The organism is Kribbella sp. NBC_01245, assembly GCF_036226525.1.
Taxonomy (GTDB): Bacteria; Actinomycetota; Actinomycetes; order Propionibacteriales; family Kribbellaceae; genus Kribbella.
The window spans coordinates 2,928,577-2,950,377 of the sequence record NZ_CP108487.1 but is presented as its reverse complement, the minus strand read 5'-3'; the positions used below and the strand labels follow the sequence as shown (position 1 = coordinate 2,950,377).

Genomic DNA, 21,801 nt, shown 5'->3' with positions numbered 1-21,801 from the left:
GGCCACGCTAAGCCGGTCCATCCGGTTTACGTGAGGGAATCCCATGTCGATAAACGGTTTTCGCCGCATCGGCTTACCACTGGTCGTCGCCGTTTTGGCGTTCGCGGCGATGAGTCTCACCGCGCAGGCTTTTCCGCAGGCGGCGTGGCCGACGCAGAGTAAGGGCAACAAGGGCGCGGATGTCGAGGCGATCCAGTATCTCCTGGTGCACGCCGGTCAATCGCTCAGCGTTGACGGCGACTTCGGCTCCGGCACCGATACCGCCGTACGCAACTTCCAAGCAGCCAAGGGCCTTAGCGCCGACGGCAGGGTTGGGCCGAATACGTGGGCGGCGTTGGCGGTCACGGTTCGCCAAGGCGACAACAACAATGCCGTACGGGCGTTGCAGCGCCAGCTCAACCTGAAGCGCGCCGCCGGCCTCGGAGTCGACGGCTCGTTCGGTACGGCGACTCGCGCTGCCGTGGTCGAGTTCCAGCGCCACGCCGGGATCACCGATAACGGCGAGGTCGGCCCGATCACCTGGCGGAACCTAATCTGGCACTACCAGCTCGTGGATCGGCCTGACGTCGCGTCGATTTGCACCAAGCCCTCCGACGTCAACGGCGACTCCGCGCACTGGGGTACGGCGGCGGCCGTTGGTCAGCTGACGGCCGCGGGCGACCGGGTCTACTCGAGTGGATACGGGCCGTTGGCCGCGCGCGACCTGAGTTTCGAGCACGGGGGCAACATCCCCGACCACAGCAGCCACGAGGTCGGCCTCGACGCGGACGTCCAGTTGATGCGCAACGACCGCGCCCAATGCACGGGCAACAGCCGGATCAACAGGTTCGACTCGCAATACAACCGCACCGCGACCCGTGAGCTGGTCCGCGCGATCCGGAGCACCGGCCGCGTCAAGGTCATCTTCTTCAACGACCCGGTGCTCGTCGACGAAGGCCTGGTCCAGCCGCTCACCAATCACGACGACCACTTGCACGTGCGCTACTGCGAATCCGTCCACCCGAACTCCAGCTACGCCTGCTGAAAGGGAAGCCAAGTGACCAGACGCATTCTCGGCCTCATCACGGCAACGCTCGCCGTGATGACCGCCCTTGTCCTGCCCGCCGCTCCTGCCGCCGCGCTCCCGGCTTGGCCCAATGTCGTCAAGGGACAGTGGGGCCCACTCGTCACCACCGCCCAGTTCCTGCTCCGCCACCACGGTCAGACCATCACCGCGGACGCCGACTTCGGCGGCGGCACCGAGACCGCGGCCAAAGCCTTCCAAGCCGCCAACGGCCTCGTCGCGGACGGCCAGATCGGCGCCAACACCTGGGGCAAGCTGATCGTCACCTTGCAGCGCGGCTCGAACAGCGAGGCGGTGAAGGCCCTGCAGACAGAGCTCAACCGGTACGGCCACGGCCTGGTCGTCGACGGCGACTTCGGTGGCGGTACCGACGCGGCCGTGCGCTCATTCCAGACCACGCACAGCCTCGAGGCGAACGGCCAGGTCGGACCGCTCACCTGGCAGACCCTCGTCGGCAGCTTTCCGGGGTACCCCGCGGGCTACCGCTTGCCGCTAGACCGGGGTGCGATTGCCAGAAGCGAATACGACGACACGCACCACGACTACCCGGCTATCGATCTCCCTGCGCGGTACATCCCGGCGTACGCGGTAGTGGCCGGTACGGCGTACAGGATCAACGAGAGCGCGTGCGGGCTTGGGGTGAACATCGACGCCGGCGGTGGCGTCCGCTACACGTACTGCCACTTCGACGCGATCTCTATCAACAACGGCCAACAGGTAACACCAGGCCAGCGAATTGGAACTACTGGCGACACCGGCAACTCGACCGGGCCACACCTGCACTTCGCGATCAAGGTGAACGGTGGCTCGCGCTGCCCGCAGAAGTACCTAATCGCCTTGTACGACGGCGCGACGCCTCCTGCGCCCTCCAGCCTGCCCAGCTCCGGCTGCTCGCACTGACATGGCAGGACTAGTAGCGCTCGCTCTGGCGACAGTTGCGCTTACAGCGTCGGCAGGTCCGCAGCCGGGCGCCTTCCTCGGTAAGGCCTTCGACACCTGCGATACGCCTTCCTCGGCAACCATGCAGGCGTGGTTGTCGTCCCCGTACCGGTCGATCGGTATCTACATCGGTGGCGATGGACGCGGCTGCAAGACCCAGTCGAACCTCACGGCCGCATGGGTGAGCGAACAGGTCTCCGAGGGCTGGCACCTGCTCCCGTTGTACGTAGGTCGGCAAGCACCCTGTACGACGAGCCAGTCGTTCAAGATGTCCGCAGACCCTGCGACCGCCCGTGCCCAAGGTCGGGCCGAAGGCGGTGACGGAGTCAGCAAGGCCGCCAGTCTCGGCCTAACCGCCGGAACGGTGATCTACAACGACATGGAGCACTACGACAGCTCCAACACCGCATGCCGGATAGCAGTACTCAGTTACCTCACCGGGTGGACAGAGCGCGTGCACGAGCTGTCGTACCTCTCCGGCGTCTACTCCGGCGCAGCGTCGGGTATCCGGGATCTGGCAGGCGTCTACCGTTCAGCGACCTACGCCCGCCCGGACCAGATCGACTTCGCGTGGTGGAACGGCAAGGCCGACACGGATGCAGGTTCCTACGTGCCCGCGACGTACTGGTCCAACCACCAGCGGATCCACCAGTACGCCGGGGATCACCACGAGACGCACGGCGGCCGGACGATCAACATCGACAGCAACTCCGTCGACGTACGGCCGCCCGTGAATCGTGACTTCAGCGCGTATCCGACGCTACGACGCGATTCGACCGGCCCTGCGGTCAGTGCGTTGCAGTACTTGCTGAAGGACGATGGGCGGGATGCGGGGGAGGTCGACGGCAACTTCGGCAGCCGTACCGACGCTGCGGTCAAGGCGTTCCAGTCCGCGCACGCGCTGGCGGCCGATGGCGAGGTAGGACGTCGTACCTGGACGGCACTTTTATCCGCCGGCTGGCAGCCGAACCTTCAGCGGGGATCGACCGGCCTGGAGGTACGCCGGTTGCAACGGGCGCTGACCGCCGCGCTGGGCCGGCCAATCGGCATCGACGGCGACTTCGGATCCGGTACGGAACAGGCCGTCCGCGACTACCAGACCACTCGCGGCCTCTCGGTCGACGGCGAAGTCGGTCCGCAAACCTGGATCGCGCTGCAAACAGGCCAGTAATCCTTTGGAAAGTAGTGGGCCCGGCAGATTGGCTCGGCCCACTACTTCCGCAGCGGCCTACTGTCCCTGCATTATTGGCGCTTGCGGCGTACCTGCCGCGCGACCGCAGGGGAGGCGGAAGCTTGGGGACCGTACGCATTCACTTCACCAGCGCTGACTTGGCTCGCACGCACATCGCCGCGGAACCGGATCCGCTCTGGGAGATGATGTGCAGCCTGCATCTGCTGCAAGGTGAGAAGCCCCAGTCCTACTCGGAATGGCGCCGGACGCTGCCCCGCGGTCCGGAGGGCGAGCGATTCCGCCACCTGATCCGTACGACGCTCGCTCCCGCCGCGCCACGCGGCGCCTACTTCCCGGACTTCATGACCCCCATCGAGGGGCTGGCCGGTTTCGAGGCAGGCCTGGAAGCCGTACTCAGCACGCCCCGGCGCCGGATGCGCCGTGAGCTGGAACTCGTCACGCCGTTGAGAGGATCGGCCGGCTGGATCGCCTCGTTGGCCCGGGGAGACGCGGCCGACATCGCAACACTCGGCGCTGCCATGCAGACTTACTACGAGCGCGCGCTGCTGCCGTACTGGCCGACAATCCGGGCCCGGGTGCGTGCCGAATACCTCTTGCGCAGCAGACTGTACGCCGACGACGGCGTGACTGGCCTGCTTGCGAGCCTCCGGCCGAAGTTGCGCTGGGAACCGCCGGTCCTCGAGCTCAGCGGCCCCGTGACCAGGGAGGTCCACCTCAACGGGCGAGGCCTGACGCTCATCCCGTCGTACTTCAACTGGCACAACCCGATGCTCATGTACGACCCGGAGCTCCCGCCGATCGTCATCTATCCGTCCGGGCGGTTCGGCAGCCTGCCACCAGGGTCCCCTCCGGGCAAAGCGCTGGCCGACCTCCTCGGCACCACCCGCGCCGCCACCCTGCGTGCGGTCGCCGACGGCTGTACGACGACCGAGCTTGCCGCCCGCACCGGTGTATCCCGCTCCACGGCCAGCGAGCACGCCGGCGTGCTCCGATCCGCCGGCCTCATCACCACCCAACGCCAAGGCCTCTCCGTCTGGCACACCCCCACCGCCCTCGGCGCCCACCTCCTCTCCGCCGGCCACCCCACCCCCTAACCACCCGCCAACTTCCGACCACCACCACGGTCGAACGCGGAATGCACATGCTTTCCCCAGGGGAGCCGCATTCCCGCTGCCAGGGGACTAGCTGAGGTGGTGGCGGACGGCCGGGGCGAAGGGGCTCCAGAGGAACCAGGTGGGGAGGGCTCGGAGTAGGCGGGGTGGGCCGGTGAGGGTGACGGTGCCGTCTGCGTTGGCTTGGGGGAGGGTGGTGATGCCGGAGAAGACGCGCATGAGGTTGACCGGCTCGGTGGCGATGACGATGTCGGACGGGAAGCCGGGGTGGTCGGTGCAGACCGAGGCCTCCTGGTGGTCGAGGATCAGCCAGATGTGGGTCGGGTCGTCGCCGCGATAGTCGAACTCGATGATGACGCGTCCCGCCGGCAACTCGTCGCGGGCAAGGCGGCGAGACATCCACCAGGTCAGCGTGACCGGGTCGACCTCGCGCGGTTCCGGCTCGGCGAACATCCAGCGCACGGCCCACTCGCCGATCGCCATGATGACGCCTTCGAGATCGCGACCGGCCGGCGTCAACTGGTACTCGTGCCCGCGAGCGACCGGGACCATCTCCAGCACGCCTTTGCGCTCCAAATGGTGCAGGCGCTGTTTGAGCAGCGTGCGGGAGATGCCGGGCAGACCGCGATCGATGTCGTTGAAGCGCCGGCTGCCGAGCACCAGTTCTCGCACGATGAGCGGCATCCAGCGGTCGGCCAGGACCGCACTGGCCAACGCCACCGGACAATACTGCGCGTAATCTCGCACAGCCTCAGTCTGCGCCCAGGTCCAGGATTTGTACCAGCACGGTCCAGAACCTGTACTAGGAACGACCGTGCCCCGGTGATGCGCTGGAACCCTCATCACAGGAGGGGACACCATGACCACCAGCTTTGATCCGATCGTCTTCAAGCGCACCACGCGAGCCCAATGGGAGGAGGCCGCGGAGGCCTGGCACCGGTGGAGTCCGACCATCGAGGACTGGCTGGGCGAGGCCACCGAGGTCATGCTCCACGCCGCTGGCATTACCGAAGGCAGTCGCGTACTCGACGTCGCCGCCGGCGCCGGTGGTCAAACCGTCGCGGCCGCGCGAAAAGCCGGACCCAGCGGACGCGTTCTCGCCACGGACATCTCGCCGGCGATTCTCGAGTACGCCGCCCGCGTCGCGAAGGAGGCCGGCGTGTCGACGGTGGAAACCCTGGAGGCGGACGGCGAGGACTTGTCCGTACTCGAAGAAGGCGGGTACAACGCCGCCATCTCCCGCGTCGGCCTGATCTACTTTCCTGACCAGCAGGCGGCACTCGCAGGCATCCGCCGGGCACTAAACCCCGGCGGCAAGTTCTCCGCAGTCGTCTACTCCACGCCAGACCGGAACGCGTTCTTCTCGATCCCGGTCGGCATCATCCGCCGCCGCGCCGAGCTCCCGCCACCCGTGCCCGGCCAACCCGGCCCCTTCAGCCTCGGCGGCCCGGGCGTTGCCGAGAAGGCCTTTTCTACCGCGGGTTTCAGCGACATCACCGTGACCGTCGTACCGTCGCCTGTCCGGTTGCCCAGCGCCGAGGAGTGCGTACGGTTCGAGCGCGAGTCGTTCGGCGCGCTGCACCAGATGCTGTCCCGATTGGGCGAGGACGGGAAAGCGGCGGCCTGGCAGGAGATCACCGAGCAGCTCGCCCAGTTCGACGGCCCGGACGGGTTCGCCGGTCCGTGCGAGATGCTGGTCGTCACTGGCACCCGGTGACACAGCGCGGCAGCTCCCCGCAAATGGCGGGGAGCTGCCGTGACGTTAGGCCGGGAGGGTCCAGACCTGGTTCGTGCGGGCGTTGCAGTCCCAGATTTGCAAGCGGGTGCCGTCGGCGGTGGCTCCGCCGGCCGCATCCAGGCAACGACCGGACAACGGGTTGCGCAGCGTGCCGTTTGCCTGGGCTTGCCAACCTTGGGCGCCGGTTCCGTTGCAGTCCCAGAGCTGGACCAGCGTGCCGTTCGCCGTACCAGCGGAGGCGACGTCCATGCACTTGCCGAGGGCCCGGATGGTGCCGTCCGTGCCGACGGTCCACGACTGCGCGTTGGTGCCGTTGCAGGTCCACAGCTGTACGGCGGTACCGTTCGCGCTGTTCGCGCCGGCCACGTCGACGCACTTGCCGCCGATGCCCTTGATCGTCCCGGTCTTACCGCCAGGCGGGGTGCCGCCCGACGCGACCTCGTAGATCGCGCTGACCAACGACGTACTGCCGGAAGTGTCCTGCGACAACTCCCAGTTCATGATGCCGCCGGCGTTCGCCATTGCCCACTGGGTCTTGCGCTTGATCGTGGGAATGCCGTTGTAGCACTGCTGCGCACCGCTGACGGTGACGCAGTCGCGGTTGGCGTTGGCCGGGTCCATCGCGACGAACTGCGCGTACGTCATGTAGTTCGGCCGGCTGTAGAACGGAACACCGAGCACGGTCTTGCTGGCCGGCAGACCGCGCGACTTCCAGAAGTTAGCGGCGGCGATGGACCAGTCGTAGTTGGCATGCGGGCTGCCGCCGTCGTACGCCATGATGTTGAGGAAGTCGACGTACCCGAAGACCGCGGGCTGTACGCCGTTGGCGGTGCCGCCTTCGGAGACGACCGCGGCGGTGAGCAGTTTGCCCTGAGCGTGCAAGGTGTTGCTCAACTGCTGCATCAACAGCCGGTAGTTGTCGCCGGACGCACCCGGGTCCGGGTACTCCCAGTCGATGTCGACGCCGTCGAGGTTGTACTGGTTGATGGCGTTCATGACGCTGTTGACGAAGGTGGTGCGGCTACCTGAGTTAGCCGCCAGCGCTTCGAATGCCGAGTCGTTGCCGTCGTTCCAGCCGCCGATCGCCAGCGACACCTTCACGCCGTTGTTGTGTCCTTGGCTTACGAGCGACGACAACTTGGCCGTGTCGGGGATCGCCTGCAGCGTGCCGTTGGAGTTCGGCAAGGCGAAGGCGTAGTTGATGTGGGTGAGCTTGCTGTACTGGATGCTGTTGACGCTGCCGGACCACGACGGCATATAGCCGACACTGCGGAACCCGTTGGGCAACGCCGTGGCGGCAGCCGGAGCAGCGGCGACGGCCGGTACGGCGACACCGCTGTCCGCCGTCGCGTCCGGCGCTGCGACTGCCATCAGTCCGGCGGCGACCGTGGCCAGGGCGAGTGCCGCGGCCCCTAGTCGAGTTCGGGGCTTAAACCAAGGTGAAGCAAAAGAGTGCATAGGGCGGTTCCTTCCGGAAATGACCTCACGCCGGTATGGGGGCAGCCGGCGGTAGGTCAGGTGGTGACGTGGGAGCTCGCTTCACCTGCTGTCCGCCCCACCTGCTGACAACCCGACGGGTTCGTGACCCGGGCGGCAACACCCTCACCATGCTTCGCCACCGTGCCGACCTCGCTCCGTGGGTAAGGAACAACGCCGGCAACCGCGAACGCGCAAGAACTCATAGGGAGGCACCTTCCAGGGGCGGAACTGCGAAGGTGAACATACGTAGCGATCTGACCGAAGTGAGAGACAGTGAACCTCGGATCTCTCACCGTCGTCAAGGCATTACGCCCTGCATTCCTGAAGATTTTTCACCCTGACATCCCATGACTCGGCCGCACTAGTTCCCCGTGAAGGCCTCGCGGGGGAGGAAGGTGAGGCGGGCCGGCTTCTCGGGGAGGGTGATTTCCGGGCCGAGGGTGAAGCCGGCGTTTTGGAGCCGCGTGATGGCCTTCGTATTGCGGGCGTCGGGTTCGGCGACGATGCGCTGGGCGGCCGGGTCCTCGAAGAGGTAGGCCACGAACGTGGAGAGGATGGCGTGCGTGAAGCCGGGTTCGGCCGGGGTTGTCGGTGGGCCGATGAGCAGGTGGAGGCCGACGTCGCCGGGCTGGACCTCGTAGTACTCCGAGATCGGGTCATGCTCCGGCTCGTATGACTGGAACAGCCCGACGGGTGAGCCGTCCCGGTGGATCAGGAACGCGTGGTGCGTGCTGAGAGAGTCCAGGAATTCGTAGATCTCCAGCACGCCGTCGCGGCCGGCCTCGAGCATTCCCCAGAAGCGGGCCCGCTCCTGGCTGACCCAGCTGTGGATCAGGTCGATGTCCTCGGCCGGTTCGACCGGTACGACGGTGATGGTCCCGAAGCCTTCGACCTTCTGCTCGTACACGGCGGTACGCGCCACGGTTCCCCCTCGGTGATCGGCCGGCAACGGTGACCGAACCTATCAAGCGCTGGCCCCGTCGTACGGATAGTGGCGGCCTTCGACGTACGACGGACGCGGTTGGTACTGGTTCACGCCCGGCGAACCCTGCAAGTGGAACGCGCTGGGAAAGGGCTCCTCCGGATCGGTGATGCGCGTCGACGTCGGGATGTAGCGAATGGTCAGACCGCAACGGCGATGGGGCGAGGTGTTGTCGCGCATCGCGGCGATGCCGTGTCGGTGGCTGCCCGGCACCAGTCGCACGCAGCCGTTCTCGGGGGTCGAGTGGTCGACGGCGAGCCACGTCACGACTCGCATCGGGTCCAACGGCCAGAAAGCGGCGTCCTGGTGCCAGAGCACGGGTTGGCCCGAGTACGGCGGCTTGGAAATGTAGTGCGACGCGAACAACGCGATGTCCGGACCGACGTACGCCTCGGCGATGCGCAGCAACCGCGGATCGCTCACCAGTCGCACCCAGAACGGGTCGTCGCGCAGGTACGTATGCCCGAGCTGCTCCGGCCGTACGTCAGGGTGGCGCCGCTGGAGCCACTCGACGTGACCGTTCACCTCCTTGATCAAGTCGGCGTCGATGACCTCGCGGTAGATCGCGTAGCCGTTTTCGTCGAAGTCGTTGGGATTCATGGGTCAATCGTGGCTGCGCTGGCAATGGTGTCGCTAGCAATGAGGAAACGTGGATTTGTAGTCTGTTGATGTGTTGCTTCGCTTCGAGTCACTGGGACCGAGCGGCTTTGCGCGGGCGACGTTGTGCTGGTTCGTCCGCGGGATCGGCATGCTTTCGCGGGACTCGCGCCGGATGGGCTCGAGTTCATCAACGTGGCGTTCCCCAGTTCGGCGTGGCACGGATTTCTGGATCTCACGCGGTCCAACCCGGGCCGTGGGTGGGACGCGGCTCGTGGGCCGGTGACGTTCCGTTCGCGCGACGGGAGCGCTGTGCTGGCGGCGTTCGAGCGGGTTCTTGAGCGGTTCGCGGATCGGCCGGGGTTGTACGACTTGCTGCAGTTCTGGATCGACCTGTTGCCGCTGATCTCTCCGGCGGACGTCCCTGCGCCTGCTGAGCGGCCGGTGCCGGATTGGCTGGCTAAGGCGTGTACGGCGATGCGGAGCGAGGCGAACCTTCGCGGCGGCATACCGCGATTGCAGGAACTTGCGGGCGTTTCACCGGCTCACCTCGCCCGGTCGATGCGTACGTCGTACGACCTGACACCTACGGCGTACGTGATGGATCTGCGGCTGGAACACGCTGCCGCGCTCCTGGCGGCGACTACCGACACGGTGTCGGATATCGCCGCCAGGTGCGGCTTTAGCAGCCAGTCGTACTTCAGCCGGTGCTTCGCCGAGGCACACGCACTGTCGCCCAGTGCCTTCCGCCAACAGGCACAGCGCGCGTTTGTGCCTTAGAGCGACGTGGTCTTGTAGTGGCTGCGGAACTCGGCCAGTAGCGCGTCGGTGATCTGTTCCCCGGCCGCGACGGCTGCGTGGACCTCTCGGAAGTACTGCTCGTAGCCGGCGGGCGTGTAGAGGCAGAGGCCGCGTACGACGCTGTCGCTCGCGTTGCGGAAGCCGTGCGGATTACCGCGTAGGGCCGCGAGGAGGTGGCCAGGGCCGACAGTGATTTCTCCGGCGCCGTTGTGCAGGGTGAGATCGCCTTCGAGCACGTAGAAGTACTCGTCGTGGACCTCGTGTACGTGCGGTTTGGCGCCGACGATGCCTGGGGCGAGCGTGAACTCCTCGAAGCCGAATCGGCCGCCCGTGTGTTCGCCGGTGAGCTTGAACAGGTGCTGGACACCGGCGACGTCCAGCAGCTCGCCGTCTTCGGGACGGCGCAGCAAAGGCTCAGCCACGGGTTAGAGCAGCCCGCGCACGTGGGCCGCCTGGCCGACGTGTTGCAGGTCGTCGGAGATGACGCTGACCAGTCGCGCCCCGAGCGTGACGGGCGGATCCCAGCGGGTGTCGACGATGCGGTCGAAGTCGTCGTCCTTGAGGCCCTGGAGGTACTCGATCGTTGTCGCGTGCACGGCGTCGTAGTACCCGGTGAGCAGCGAGCCGTCGGTCACGCGTACCGCCTCGACGTCGGCATCCGTGTGCCCGTAGCCGGTATCCGCCGCGTCGAACGGCAGGCCGAGGCGCTCGGTCCACCCCTGGTCGACGTACACCTGAGTGGTTCCGGCGACGTCCGCGACGTGGTCGTCCTGGATCCGGGTGAGGTGCCAGATCAGCCAGGCGATCGAGTTGCCCTTGCCGTGCGGGCGGTCAGCCAGCTGGTCTGGGCCGAGGCCGCCGACCACGCTGTGTACTTCTTCCTGGATCCGGCCGAACGCGTCGACCAGTACCTCGCACGTGTTCATCGCTGCCTTCCCTCCGGGCGATTTCGGTCCTTTGCTCACAGTAACCCGACAGCCGGTTCGAGGCCGTCGGCGATGACGCGTTGACAATGTGTGACGGTCGGCGGACCGTGGAGAGATGCGGCTCGGGGAGGGGCCGCCGTCGCCTTTTGGGGGAGTTGTGCCGACAAAGAAGACCGCTGCCAAGAAGTCCACTGCGAAGAAGGCCGTCACCAAGAAGACCACGACCAAGAAGGTTGCCGCTAGGAAGGTCGCCGCGAAGAAGGTCGCCGCGAAGACCGCGGCGGCTGGGGCGACCTCACTGCCCGCATTCCTCGCAACCGCGGGCAATCTCAATCTGAATCAGCGCAGGCTGCTGGTCGAGCAGGCGATCGTGCTGCTGGAACAGAATTACGTGCACCTGCCGTTGAAGGCCGCGATGCATTCGGTCAATCCGGTCCAGCGCCTGCGGGTGATGCGCGCGCGGATGGAGCGCCAGACCAGCCAGACAATGGAAGCCGAATGGCTGTTCCACCGGCAGATGTCGAACATCTTCCATTCGGTCCGGGACTTGCACACGAATTACCTGCTACCCGCGCCGTTCGCGGGCAAGGTCGCGTATCTGCCGTTCATGATCGAGAAATGCTTCGAGGGCAATACCGAGCGCTATCTGATCACCAAGATGGTCGCCGGCTACACCGCGCCGCAATTCGGCCCGGGCGCCGAGGTGACGCACTGGAACGGTACGCCGATCGCGCGCGCCGTCGCCCTCAACGGCGCCCAGTTCGCCGGTAGTAACGAGGCGGCCAACCTCGCTCGCGGGCTGGAATCGCTCACGCTTCGGCCGCTGGTAATCCAGGCGCCGCCCGACGAGGACTGGGTGACCGTCAGTTACCTCGGACTCGACGGCTCGTCCAAGGAACTCCGCGAGCAATGGCAGGTGACGAATAACCCGCCGCCCATGGCCGACCTCGACGCGATCAACGCCTCATCCGCGCTGATGGGACTCGACCTGGATTCGGACGAGAAGGCCCGCGCCAAGAAGCTGCTGTACGTTCCCGAGGTGCTGCTCCTCGAGAAGCAGATGAGCGCCGCGGCAGTCGCCCAACCGGCCGCGGTCGATAGCGCGGACATCCCGACGACCATGCCCGGTGTGTTCCGCGCGCGCGAGGTCGCGACCGCTCACGGCAGTTACGGGCACCTACGGATCTTCACGTTCAGCGTGGACGACCCGGTCGGGTTCCGGGACGAGTTCGTTCGGTTGGTGGCCGAGTTGCCGCAGCACGGTCTGATCGTCGACGTACGCGACAACGGCGGCGGGCACATCTACGCGAGCGAGTTCACCCTGCAGACGATGACGCCCGGGCCGATCACGCCCGAGCCGGTGCAGTTCATCAGTACGGCGCTCAACCTGCGGATCTGCAAACGGCACAAGGCCAACCCGGTCGGAATCGACCTCGGGCCCTGGTTCGACTCGCTGGATATGGCGACCGAGACCGGCGCGGTCTTCTCGTCGGCACGGCCGATCACGCCGGTCGAGGGCGCGAACGAGGTCGGCCAGACGTACCACGGCCCGGTCGTGCTCATCACCGACGCCCGCTGCTACTCCGCGACGGACATCTTCGCGGCCGGATTCGCCGATCACCACATCGGCAAGATCCTCGGCGTCGACGACAACACCGGTGCGGGTGGCGCGAACGTCTGGACGCACGGATTGCTCGCCGCGCTGTTGCAACAACCCGCGCCCGTCGACGCCTCAACGCCGTACAAGCCGCTGCCGAACGGTGCCAACATGCGCGTCTCGATCCGTCGCACCCTGCGCGTCGGCGACCTCTCGGGCACCCCCGTCGAAGACCTCGGCGTACGGCCCGACGCCATCCACCGCCTCACCCGCGACGACCTGCTCGCCGACAACGTCGACCTCCTCGACGCCGCCGCGAAGATCCTCACCACCATGCCCGTACGACGCCTCGCCGTCACCGCCACCCTCAGTGGTACGACGGCCACCGTGGAAGTAGTTGCCGACGGCATCGACCGGGTGGACCTCTCCATCGACGGCCGCCCCGTAACCTCCGAAGACATCGGCCCCGACCCCATCACCATCGACCTGGCCAACGTCACCGCCGGCCAAACCCTTCGAGCCGACGCCTACACCACCAACACCCTCACCGCCTCCCACCGCCAAACCCTCTAACCCACACCACCCCAACCTCCGCCTCCCGGCCGCCGCCTCCCCGCCGGCCGGACGCGGACTGCGGCGAACCCGCGCTCGTACCCCCGCCACGGTCGGACGCGGAATGCGACAAGCGCTCGGACCCCCTACGACGGTCGGACGCCGAATGCGGCGAACGCGCGCCGGAACCTCGTCACGGTCGGACGCGGAATGCGGCGTACGGGCACTCGGGAACCTTGCGACGGTCGGACGCGGAATGCGACAAGCGCTCGGACCCCCTACGACGGTCGGACGCCGAATGCGGCGAACGCGCGCCGGAACCTCGTCACGGTCGGACGCGGAATGCGGCGTACGAGCGCTCCGAATCCTGCCACGGTCGGACGCAGAATGCGGCGTGCCGTGGAGGCCGCTGCCAGGGTTGGGCGCGGTATGCACACGCGCCGGCCGATTTGGGGACAACTCTCCCGCGATGTGCCTTGTTGTGTCGCGCGTGTGCAAACACAAGGAGGCACCTCGTGGGAAGGCTTTGCACAGATTGGCTCGGACGTGTGCGGATCAGGTCCTGGTGCCGTGGGCTCGGTGTCCACAGGCGCCGCACCTTGCGTCCGACCACGGCAACGGTTTCCACAGGTGCGCCGCATCTTGCGTCCGACCGTCGCAGGGTTCCCGAGCGCCTGCACGCCGCATTCCACGTCCGACCGTGACGAGGTTCCGGCGCGCGTTCGCCGCATTCCGCGTCCGACCGTGACGAGGTTCCGGCGCGTTCGCCGCATTCCGCGTCCGACCGTCGCAGGGTTCCCGAGCGCCTGCACGCCGTATTTCGCGTCCGACCGTGGTGGGGGGGCCACAGGTGGGCCGAATTTCGCGTGCGGTCGCGCGGGCTGGTCGGTTAGGCGCCGGCGGGGCGGATGAGGGCTTGGTGGGTTGCCGCTAGGTGGTGGTAGGCGGTTAGGACTGGGGTGGGGATGTCGATGTGGTCGATGTGGTTGGCGCCGCGTGGGCCGTAGCCGGTGGGGGTGTCGTGGAGGCGGCGGATTTCGCCGAGTAGGAGTGAGGTGAAGCGGGCCGCGGGCCAGATGACGGGTTGGCCTGGTCCCGCGGAGGCGCCAGCTGGGCCGAGCCAGGGGATGAGGGGGGCATAGCTGAGCAGGCGGGTGCCCGGACGGTCGGCGTATGCCCGGTCGAAACAGGCGTGCGTACGCCGTTGCATGGTCGGATCCTGGACCAGCAGGAACGTCTCGACCAGTCCGCCCGGTACGCGATCGCGTTGCGCCGTGAGCTCTCGGGAGTACGCCGCGTTCTCGCCGCAGTTGGTCGAGCGGTCTTCTATCGCGAGGGCTTCAGCCGGTACGGCGTACTCGTTGCGCAAGATGTCCGCGATGACGTGCGCCTCGGGTCGACCGGTGGTCGCGATGGCCGGGTGCGATCGGCGTACGGCCTGGTAGAGGTGTTCGGTCGAGTGGCCGATGCCGCCGCTGACCAGGATGTGGCGTGTGATGCCGCGGTGGTACGCGTCGGCTGTGACCGCGATCGACTCGAGCACGGCGCTGCCCATCAGCACGATGACGTCGACCGGCGCGGTCAGGTCATCGACGTCGCGGCGCGCGAGGTAGTCCGAGATCAACCGCTGCTCGTCGGTCACACGCCGACTCTAACGACGACCGCTGTTGTCACAAGAGTTCGACGACCGGCAACACCCCGCGTCCCCCAGCGTCCTATGACACGCCGGCGGTTGGTCAGAAGGGACCGATCAACGGCGACACGCCGCGTCACAAGGGCCCGATGACACGCCGAGGCGTGGTCACAAGGGACCGATGAAGGGGGACGCGCCGGGTCACAAGGGACCGATGAATGGCGACGCGCCGGGTTACAAGGGGCCGATGAACGGGTTAGGGGAAGGCGGTGGGGGCGGGGAGGTGGAGGGTTACGCGTTCGCGGAGTTGTTCGCTGAGGAGCCAGAGTTCGTTGGTGGCGGGCCAGTGGGAGAGGTTTTCGGTGTTTTTGGGGGCTTTGGTCCACGTTGAGGTGGAGGCGCCGCCGGTGCCGCGGTGGAGGCAGCTCGGGTAGTCGACGCCGTCGCCGATGTTGTCGGCATACTCCGGGCACACGCCGGCGATGACGAATTTGTTGCCTGAGGCAACTGCGCCTTGCATGCCCCAGACCGGGGAGTTGAAGGCTTCGAGGGCGCGTACGGCGCCGTCGGTGCCGGCGCGGGGTAGGCCGGTCGCTTGGTCGAGGGGCCAGCGGACGATTCGGCCGCCGCCGCGGGTGGTGTGCTCGACCGCGACGAACGAGCCGCCGTGGTCGATCGCGAGGCTGGCGAAACACGGTTTGACGCCGGTGGTGTTGGCGCAGCCGCCACCCGCGTACCAGTAGGCGCCGAGTTGCGGCAGCGCGAAGGCGTGCCAGCGGGCGTGGAACTTGCCGTCCGTACCGAGGCCGACCTCGCCGGTCGACGTGTCGGTCCGCCAGATGTGGGTGAGGTCGAAGACGCGCAGTACCGAACCGCCCGTCGCGACGACCAGTTTGTTGCCCGCCCAGAACAACCCGTGGCCGTGCCCGGCGATGGCGGCGAAGTTGCCGTTGGACGTCGGCTCGACCAGCAACACGTGCCGGTATTTCAGCGTGGCGAGGTCCAGGAACGAGACGCGGATCGCGGTGTCGTCGGCGTTGTGCCAGGACGCGAGTACGACGCGCTTGCCACCGACCGTGCCCGTGGGGGAGGCGTCGCCCGAGCCGGTGACGCCCTGCGGGATCCAGACGTTGAGGTCGTCATCCTCGCCGTCCTGCCAGCAGAAGCCCTGCGGATTGAGGGACGCGGTGATGTACGTCGGATGGCACAACGTGCGGCCGACGCGGTTCGACGCCGCCAGCACTTCCGGTACGCCGACGGGCGCGAGTTGCGGGTTGGCCTCCAGCGCCGCGACGCGTTCGGCGTACGTCGTGAAGGTGGTTCCGGACGTCAACGCGAACCCGGACGCGTCGATCCGCGGGAACGTGGCGGCGGCTTGGGCAGGCGGGGTGATGCCGAGGAGCAGTAACGCGAGCACGGGAAGCAAGCGATTGATCCGCATGTCCTCGATGCTCCAACCAACCAGCCACCCCCGCGAGCCCAGACGGCGAGCCACCCCTGACAACCCATCAGCTAGACGGCGAGCCACCTTTTAACCCACATGAGTAAGACTTGCCGACATGGATCTTCAGCTGACTGGTAAGACGGCCGTAGTCACTGGCGCCAGCAAGGGCATCGGCCTGGCGTGTGCCGAGGCGCTGGCGCGCGAAGGCGCCGACGTGATCGGCATCTCCCGCGACCCCGCCAACCTCGAGGCCGCCCGGCAGCACCTCGCATCGCTCGGCCTCAAACTCCAGGTCGAGGCCGTCGACCTGACTGATGCGGCGGCGGCCCGCCGGGTGCTGACCGCCATTCCCCGCGTGGACATCCTCGTCAACTGCGCCGGCGCCGCTCGTCGTACGCCGCCGGCCGAGCTCGACAGCGCGGCGCTGCACGCGACGATGGACGCCAAGTATTTCACGTATATGCACGCCACCGACCCGGTCATCCGCGGCATGGCCGAGCGTGGTGAGGGCGCGATCGTGAACGTCGTCGGCCAAGGCGGACGCCAGGCCAACCCGCTGCACATCGGTGGCGGCGCGGCGAACGCGGCGCTGATGCTCGCGTCGGTCGGCTATGCCCAGGCGTACGCCGCCCGCGGAGTCCGGGTGAACGTCATCAATCCAGGCATGACCCGTACGTCGCGCGTTGACGAAGGCCTCGAGGCCGCCGTACGCGCGACCGGCCGGACCAAGGAGGACCTGTTGGCCGAGCAGGTCGCCGAGATCCCGATGGGCCGTCCGGGCGAACCAGCCGAGGTGGCGAACGTCGTACTGTTCCTGGCCTCCCCGGCGAGCAGCTACGTCACCGGCGCCATCATCCCAATGGACGGCGCCCGCACCTCAACGATCTAAGGCGAACCGTCGAGCGAACGACAGCGGGCCGGTCCCACAAAGGGAACCGGCCCGCTGCTCAACAAATGCGACTACAGGATCACGTAGTCGATGTCGGCCATGTAGCCGCCAGGGTTGCTCACCTTGATGGTGTTGGCCCCCGCCTTGAGCTGCACCGGCTGGACGGTGACCTGAGGCGTGCCCCAGTCGTTGTCGCCAGTGCCGTGGAAGTTCACCCAGTACGGCGTCGTGTCGTTCACCGTGAGGATGCCCTGCCGGCTGGAATCGCCATCCGTATAAGCGATCTTCAGCAAGTACGTCCCGGCCACCGGCACGTTTAGACCCGTCAATGTGAACGTGCCGTCGCCGCCGATGTTGCCGACCTTGTTACCGCCAGAGCAGGCACCACACCCCGAGACACTGGCATTGCCCGTACAGGGATTGGTGTCGGCCTCAGCCTCGTACTTGACCGGCCCGCCGTTCTTCGACGTAGTCAGCTCGACCGGCGCACTAGCCGCCGACGAACGCGCCGCGCTGTACGCCTTCACCTCGAACTTGTACGCCGTAGCAGGCGTCAGACCCGTCACGGTCGCCTTCGGCGTGGAGACGCGGGCAAGCTCGCGCCCACCGGCGTACACCCGGTACGACGTAGCGCCGGCCGTAGCGTCCCAGGCGAGCGAGGTGGTGGTGCGGCTGACGTCAGTCGCGTGTACGCCGGACGGCTTGCCCAGGGCGCCGAGGTTGTTCGGCGTGATCCGGAACAGCTTCGAGCCGTGCGCAGGAAGAGTCGCGCTGACCTGACCGGTGGTCGAGCCGAGGTTCTGCCCGGCCCACACGTCGCGCACTCGCGCCGAACCGGTGATGCCGACCTCGTCGAATCGACCGGTGACACTGGCGGGGGAGTCGCCGAGGTTGAACAGGGCGACCGTGGTGCTGCCGTCGGCGTTCTTGGTGTACCAGGTCTGCTGCAGCGAGGACTGGCTGACCGGACGCGCGGGCCGGCCGGCCTGGTTGATCGCGATCACCTCGCGGTTGGTCAGCAGCTTCAGGCCGTACGCGTCGAGCTTGGTCAGATCGTCACCGGAGAACAGCGGCGCCGCCTGGATCGCCCAGAACGTCATGTGGCTTTGGCGTTCCGCTTCGGTCAGACCGTCCATCTCGGCGTTGCCGACGACGACCGCGTCGAGGTTGTTCCAGGCACCAGGCCCGGTGTCGTCGATCCACTGCACGACGTCCCACCAGCGCTGCTTCACCGACGCGTCCCAGCGCACGATGGTGTCGCAATAGCACTCCACGTCGGTGTCGATGCGCCAGCCGTTGGAGTTGGCCTTCCAGTCATCGACGTACTTGTGGCTCATCGACCAGGAGAGCGTGTAGAGCATCTCGCGGCCAGACGCCTGCACCGAGCGGTACCAGGCCTCGACGTCCTCGCGGTTGTCGTAGTTCTCGCCGCCGCGGAACGAGCCCGGGCCGACACCGTCCATCTTGATGTAGTCGACTTTCCAGTCGGCGAAGGTGTTCACGATCGAGTCCACGTACTTCTGCGCGCACGGGCTCGCGTAGTTGATCTTGTACGACATGTCCCAGCCGTTGGTGGTGCGCAGATCCGGGTACACGAGGTCGCGGCTGAAGCAGTCCGTGGTGCCGTAGACCGGCATGTTGCCCTCGTTGTAGACGTCCTTGCCGAGACCAACGACCGTGTAGATGCCGAACTTGAGCCCGAGTGCGTGGATGTCCTCGCCGACGGCCTTCATACCGCGCGGGAAGCGCTTGGTATTGGCGACCGGGCGGCCCCACTGGTCGCCGCCGAGCTGCCAGCCCGCGTCGATGTTGATGTACTCGTAGCCGAACGGCTTGAGCTTGGTGGCCATCGCCTGCGCCTGGGCCAGGATGTTCTTCTCGGTGATGAAGCTGCCCGGACCGTCGGGGTTCACCCCCGGGTAGTTGGTGGACTGCAGACTCCAACTGCTCCAGCCCATGTACGGCTTGGCCGCTGCCGGGCCGGTCTCGGCGGCAACGGTGGCGGCGGCGGTGGCGGCAGTGGCCGCGGTGGCGGGGTCGACGGCCGGAGCGGTGACGGCCTGCGGCACCTGAGCCGATGCGGCAGGAACGACACTCGCTGCGGCCGTCAGCCCGGCCGAGGTCAGCACGGCCGGCACCAGGGCGGCCGCGATGGCGGTGGTCAGGCCGAGCCGAAGCCTGCGGCGGCCCGGTCCGGAACGTGGGGATTTGTGGGGCATGCGCTCAATACCTCCGTTGTGTCCAGGCGGTAGGGCGACTGTAGGGTCAGTTACTTTCTATCGTCAAGTAATACCTCCGTAACATCCTGAGACGGAAGTGCAACGATCCCCGGCCAACATCGCCGCCGGTCCTCGCGTCCTAGTTGCCATAAGGGTTCGCGAGGGGGTCGCGGACTCATCAATGATCTGGAGGGGATCCGTATTACCAGCCATCAGCAGTCTCGCCGTGCCGCTTTCGTGGCGGCCGGTCTCGCCGCAGTACTCGCCGGGGGAACCGCCGTCGCATCGGCCGTGCCATCGGCTGACAACACCGCCCGTGGCACCACTTTCGCGGCCGCCGCCGAGCCGCAGTTGAAGCTCGTCACCGCGTCGAAGTCGGTCATTCTCGACCGCTACGACGATGGCGTGTACGTCGATCTCGGCACGCATATGGTCGCCGGAGCGAAGCCGTTCGAGCTTCGCGTCAAGCGCAAGTCGTTCAAGGACCCGGTCGTCGTCGAGCAGATCGTCGACGGCAAGGTGAAAGCGCTGCCTGCCGGACTTACCAACAACTACAGCGGTTTGCCGGGCTTCAGCCGGCTGACGATTACCGATGCCAAGGGCAAGAAACTCGTCGATCGCTCGCAGGCCTTCTGTCCGAACAACTACGAATCGGCCCGGACCCGTCCGGACGCGCCGGACAAGTCGCCGTACCCCAAGGACTGCTCGCAGAACGGGTTCACCGTCAGCAGCGTGTGGGGCATCCAGTCCGGCTGGACCGCGCCGACCGGGGAGACCGGCACGCAGATCAAGCTCTGGATGGGCAAGTACACCGCGAAGGTCGAGATCGCGCCCAAGTACCGCGCGCTCTTCGGCATCCCGGCGAACCAGGCCAGCACGACGATCAACGTGACCGTGCGCAAGGCGCCCGAAAGCGGTCACGACCGGGTCGGTCAGCGGGTCGCCGCCGAGGACAAGGCGCGCAAGGCGGCCGAGCCGCAGCCCAAGCCGAACGCGAAAGCCCCGACCGGTAAGGACAGCGTGCCCGCCGGCCCCAAGCCGGACCTCGTCGCGCTGCCCGCCTGGGGCGCGCGTATCTCCAAGGGGGACGAGGGAACGCCCACCGCGAATAACGACTTCCTGCAGTTCGCGGCGACCGTCTACAACGGTGGACCGTCGACCCTCGTGCTGGACGGTTACCGCCGCCAGGGCCAGGACCTGATGGACGCCTACCAGTACTTCTACAACGAGAAGGGCCAGCAGGTCGGTCACGCCAAGACCGGCACGATGGAGTGGGACGCGCGCGACGGTCACACCCACTGGCACTTCACCGACTTCGCCAGCTACCGGCTGCTCAAGGCCAACCAGACCGAGATCGTGCGCAGCCAGAAAGAGGCGTTCTGCCTGGCCGCGACCGACCAGATCGACCAGCTCGCGAAGAACGCCAACTGGCACCCGATGAACACCGACCTGCACACCGCCTGCGGCAGCTACAGCTCGCTCGCGGTGCGTGAGGTGCTGGACGTGGGTGCTGGGGACACCTACGACCAGACCCGTCCGGGCCAGTCGTTCGACATCACCAACCTGCCGAACGGCACCTACTTCATCCAGGTGCTCGCCAACCCGGAGAAGCGGCTCTACGAGTCCAACACCACCAACAACATGGCCTTGCGCAAGGTCATCCTGGGCGGCGTCAAGGGCGCCCGGACCGTTCAGGTGCCGGCGCACGACCTGGTCAACTGGAACGGCTGAGCTACCTCTCAGCAGTCCTGAGTTGACCTGAGGGGCCCAGACCACCGCCCTGGTCTGGGCCCCCGAACTCTTGACCCATAGCGTGCCCGGTGGCTACCTTCCTGCTCAGGAAATCGATTTCTCACGCGGGAGGTAGCCACCGTGCGTCTGGTTCTGAGCTTGTTGCTGGCCGCTGGTGTGCTCACTCCCGGCGCGGCCCTTGCCGCCGTGAAAGCACCCGCTGCCGTTGCGGCGAGTCCGGCGGAGAGTACGTTCTTTTCCACCGTTGGGATCGAGCCGGGCGCCACGGTTGGTGCGCCCGCGGTGGGGGACAACCGTGACCACGGCGACCTCTGGCCGTCGTGTTGGTCCGGGGACGACCAGCTCTACACGGCGTACGGCGATGGCATCGGATTCGGCAGCGCTTCCAGCGATATCGGGGTGGCCCGTATCAGTGGTCTGCCCGGCAATCTGACCGGGACGCAGCGCGCGAGTGGCAACGGCGTCGGCCAGGTCTGGACCGCGAACCACAGCCGCAAACCGACCGGCATGGTCTGCGTCGGCGGTCATCTCTACCTGGCCGTGCAGGATCTCGCCTTCGACTTCGACGACGCACCCGCGGCCACGATCGCGAAGTCGACCGACAAAGGCGCGACCTGGACGTGGGATCGCTCGGCGCCGATGTTCAGCGGCTCGACGTTCACCACGGTGATGTTCCTGGACTACGGCAAGGACAACGCCGAGAGCCCGGACGGTTTCGTCTACGCGTACGGCCTCGACCATAACTGGCGGTTCTCCAACCGGGTGCCCGATCCGGTCGACCTCTATCTCGCACGTGTTCCCGCCGGCAGCATCCAAGACCGGTCAGCCTGGCGGTTCTTCGCCGGCACCGACACGGACGGGCAGCCGATGTGGACGGCCGATATCG

The 21,801-nt window shown here is 67.0% G+C and carries 18 protein-coding genes; 9 read left to right on the top strand and 9 right to left on the bottom strand.

Annotated features, from left to right (window positions below; all coding sequences use genetic code 11):
- Positions 1-43 precede the first annotated feature (43 nt).
- The 4 genes from OG394_RS12910 to OG394_RS12895 all read left to right on the top strand — a co-directional run bounded on the left by OG394_RS12910 (position 44) and on the right by OG394_RS12895 (position 4,288).
- Positions 44-1,024, top strand: a complete 981-nt coding sequence (locus OG394_RS12910; RefSeq protein ID WP_328995516.1) for a penicillin-insensitive murein endopeptidase — start codon at positions 44-46, stop codon at positions 1,022-1,024.
- Positions 1,025-1,036: 12 nt separating this feature from the next.
- A complete protein-coding gene (locus OG394_RS12905; RefSeq protein ID WP_328995514.1) occupies positions 1,037-1,963 on the top strand; it encodes a peptidoglycan-binding protein in 927 nt (308 codons plus the stop codon).
- A gap of 1 nt (position 1,964) precedes the next feature.
- Positions 1,965-3,173: a glycoside hydrolase domain-containing protein gene (locus OG394_RS12900; RefSeq protein ID WP_328995513.1), complete on the top strand. Its 1,209-nt coding sequence runs from the start codon at positions 1,965-1,967 to the stop codon at positions 3,171-3,173.
- 122 nt (positions 3,174-3,295) lie between these two features.
- A complete protein-coding gene (locus OG394_RS12895) occupies positions 3,296-4,288 on the top strand; it encodes an ArsR/SmtB family transcription factor (protein WP_328995512.1) in 993 nt (330 codons plus the stop codon).
- An 87-nt stretch (positions 4,289-4,375) separates the two neighbouring features.
- Here the strand turns inward: OG394_RS12895 and OG394_RS12890 are convergent, their stop codons facing one another.
- Positions 4,376-5,026 carry a winged helix-turn-helix transcriptional regulator gene (locus tag OG394_RS12890; protein ID WP_328995511.1) on the bottom strand — a complete coding sequence of 217 codons (651 nt, stop codon included), beginning with the start codon at positions 5,024-5,026 and terminating at the stop codon, positions 4,376-4,378.
- Positions 5,027-5,165: 139 nt separating this feature from the next.
- Here OG394_RS12890 and OG394_RS12885 point away from each other — a divergent pair, with 139 nt between their 5' ends.
- Positions 5,166-6,023 carry a class I SAM-dependent methyltransferase gene (locus OG394_RS12885; RefSeq protein WP_328995510.1) on the top strand — a complete coding sequence of 286 codons (858 nt, stop codon included), beginning with the start codon at positions 5,166-5,168 and terminating at the stop codon, positions 6,021-6,023.
- Positions 6,024-6,068: 45 nt separating this feature from the next.
- On the opposite strand, the gene OG394_RS12880 is transcribed toward OG394_RS12885, so the two are convergent.
- The 3 genes from OG394_RS12880 to OG394_RS12870 all read right to left on the bottom strand — a co-directional run bounded on the left by OG394_RS12880 (position 6,069) and on the right by OG394_RS12870 (position 9,105).
- Positions 6,069-7,415, bottom strand: a complete 1,347-nt coding sequence (locus tag OG394_RS12880) for a glycosyl hydrolase family 18 protein (RefSeq protein WP_328995509.1) — start codon at positions 7,413-7,415, stop codon at positions 6,069-6,071.
- A gap of 469 nt (positions 7,416-7,884) precedes the next feature.
- Complete coding sequence (locus tag OG394_RS12875) at positions 7,885-8,445, bottom strand: GNAT family N-acetyltransferase (protein ID WP_328995508.1); 561 nt, start codon at positions 8,443-8,445, stop codon at positions 7,885-7,887.
- Between the two features lie 42 nt (positions 8,446-8,487).
- Positions 8,488-9,105 (bottom strand): phytanoyl-CoA dioxygenase family protein, encoded by a 618-nt coding sequence (locus OG394_RS12870; protein WP_328995506.1) that lies wholly within the window; start codon positions 9,103-9,105, stop codon positions 8,488-8,490.
- A 123-nt stretch (positions 9,106-9,228) separates the two neighbouring features.
- Between OG394_RS12870 and OG394_RS12865 the strand changes: the two genes are divergently transcribed.
- A complete protein-coding gene (locus tag OG394_RS12865) occupies positions 9,229-9,882 on the top strand; it encodes a helix-turn-helix transcriptional regulator (protein ID WP_328995504.1) in 654 nt (217 codons plus the stop codon).
- Here OG394_RS12865 and OG394_RS12860 read toward each other — a convergent pair.
- Entirely contained in the window at positions 9,879-10,325 is a 447-nt protein-coding gene (locus OG394_RS12860; protein WP_328995503.1) for a cupin domain-containing protein, read from the bottom strand. The two genes, OG394_RS12865 and OG394_RS12860, sit on opposite strands and share 4 nt — an antisense overlap.
- A 3-nt stretch (positions 10,326-10,328) precedes the next feature.
- Complete coding sequence (locus OG394_RS12855; protein ID WP_328995502.1) at positions 10,329-10,829, bottom strand: mycothiol transferase; 501 nt, start codon at positions 10,827-10,829, stop codon at positions 10,329-10,331.
- 157 nt (positions 10,830-10,986) lie between these two features.
- Here OG394_RS12855 and OG394_RS12850 point away from each other — a divergent pair, with 157 nt between their 5' ends.
- Positions 10,987-12,999, top strand: coding sequence for a S41 family peptidase (locus tag OG394_RS12850; protein ID WP_328995501.1), 2,013 nt, complete (start codon positions 10,987-10,989; stop codon positions 12,997-12,999).
- Positions 13,000-13,867: 868 nt separating this feature from the next.
- Here OG394_RS12850 and OG394_RS12845 read toward each other — a convergent pair.
- Both OG394_RS12845 and OG394_RS12840 read right to left on the bottom strand, forming a co-directional pair.
- The gene (locus OG394_RS12845) at positions 13,868-14,620 is read right to left on the bottom strand and encodes a YdcF family protein (protein WP_328995500.1); all 753 of its coding nucleotides are present in this window, start codon (positions 14,618-14,620) and stop codon (positions 13,868-13,870) included.
- 247 nt (positions 14,621-14,867) lie between these two features.
- Entirely contained in the window at positions 14,868-16,052 is a 1,185-nt protein-coding gene (locus OG394_RS12840) for a hypothetical protein (RefSeq protein WP_328995499.1), read from the bottom strand.
- 118 nt (positions 16,053-16,170) lie between these two features.
- Here OG394_RS12840 and OG394_RS12835 point away from each other — a divergent pair, with 118 nt between their 5' ends.
- The gene (locus OG394_RS12835; RefSeq protein WP_328995497.1) at positions 16,171-16,944 is read left to right on the top strand and encodes an SDR family NAD(P)-dependent oxidoreductase; all 774 of its coding nucleotides are present in this window, start codon (positions 16,171-16,173) and stop codon (positions 16,942-16,944) included.
- A gap of 71 nt (positions 16,945-17,015) precedes the next feature.
- Here the strand turns inward: OG394_RS12835 and OG394_RS12830 are convergent, their stop codons facing one another.
- Entirely contained in the window at positions 17,016-19,163 is a 2,148-nt protein-coding gene (locus OG394_RS12830) for a fibronectin type III domain-containing protein (RefSeq protein ID WP_328995495.1), read from the bottom strand.
- Positions 19,164-19,400: 237 nt separating this feature from the next.
- On the opposite strand from OG394_RS12830, the gene OG394_RS12825 reads away from it, so the two are divergent.
- The gene (locus OG394_RS12825) at positions 19,401-20,894 is read left to right on the top strand and encodes a lysyl oxidase family protein (RefSeq protein ID WP_328995494.1); all 1,494 of its coding nucleotides are present in this window, start codon (positions 19,401-19,403) and stop codon (positions 20,892-20,894) included.
- The last annotated feature ends 907 nt before the right edge of the window (positions 20,895-21,801 follow it).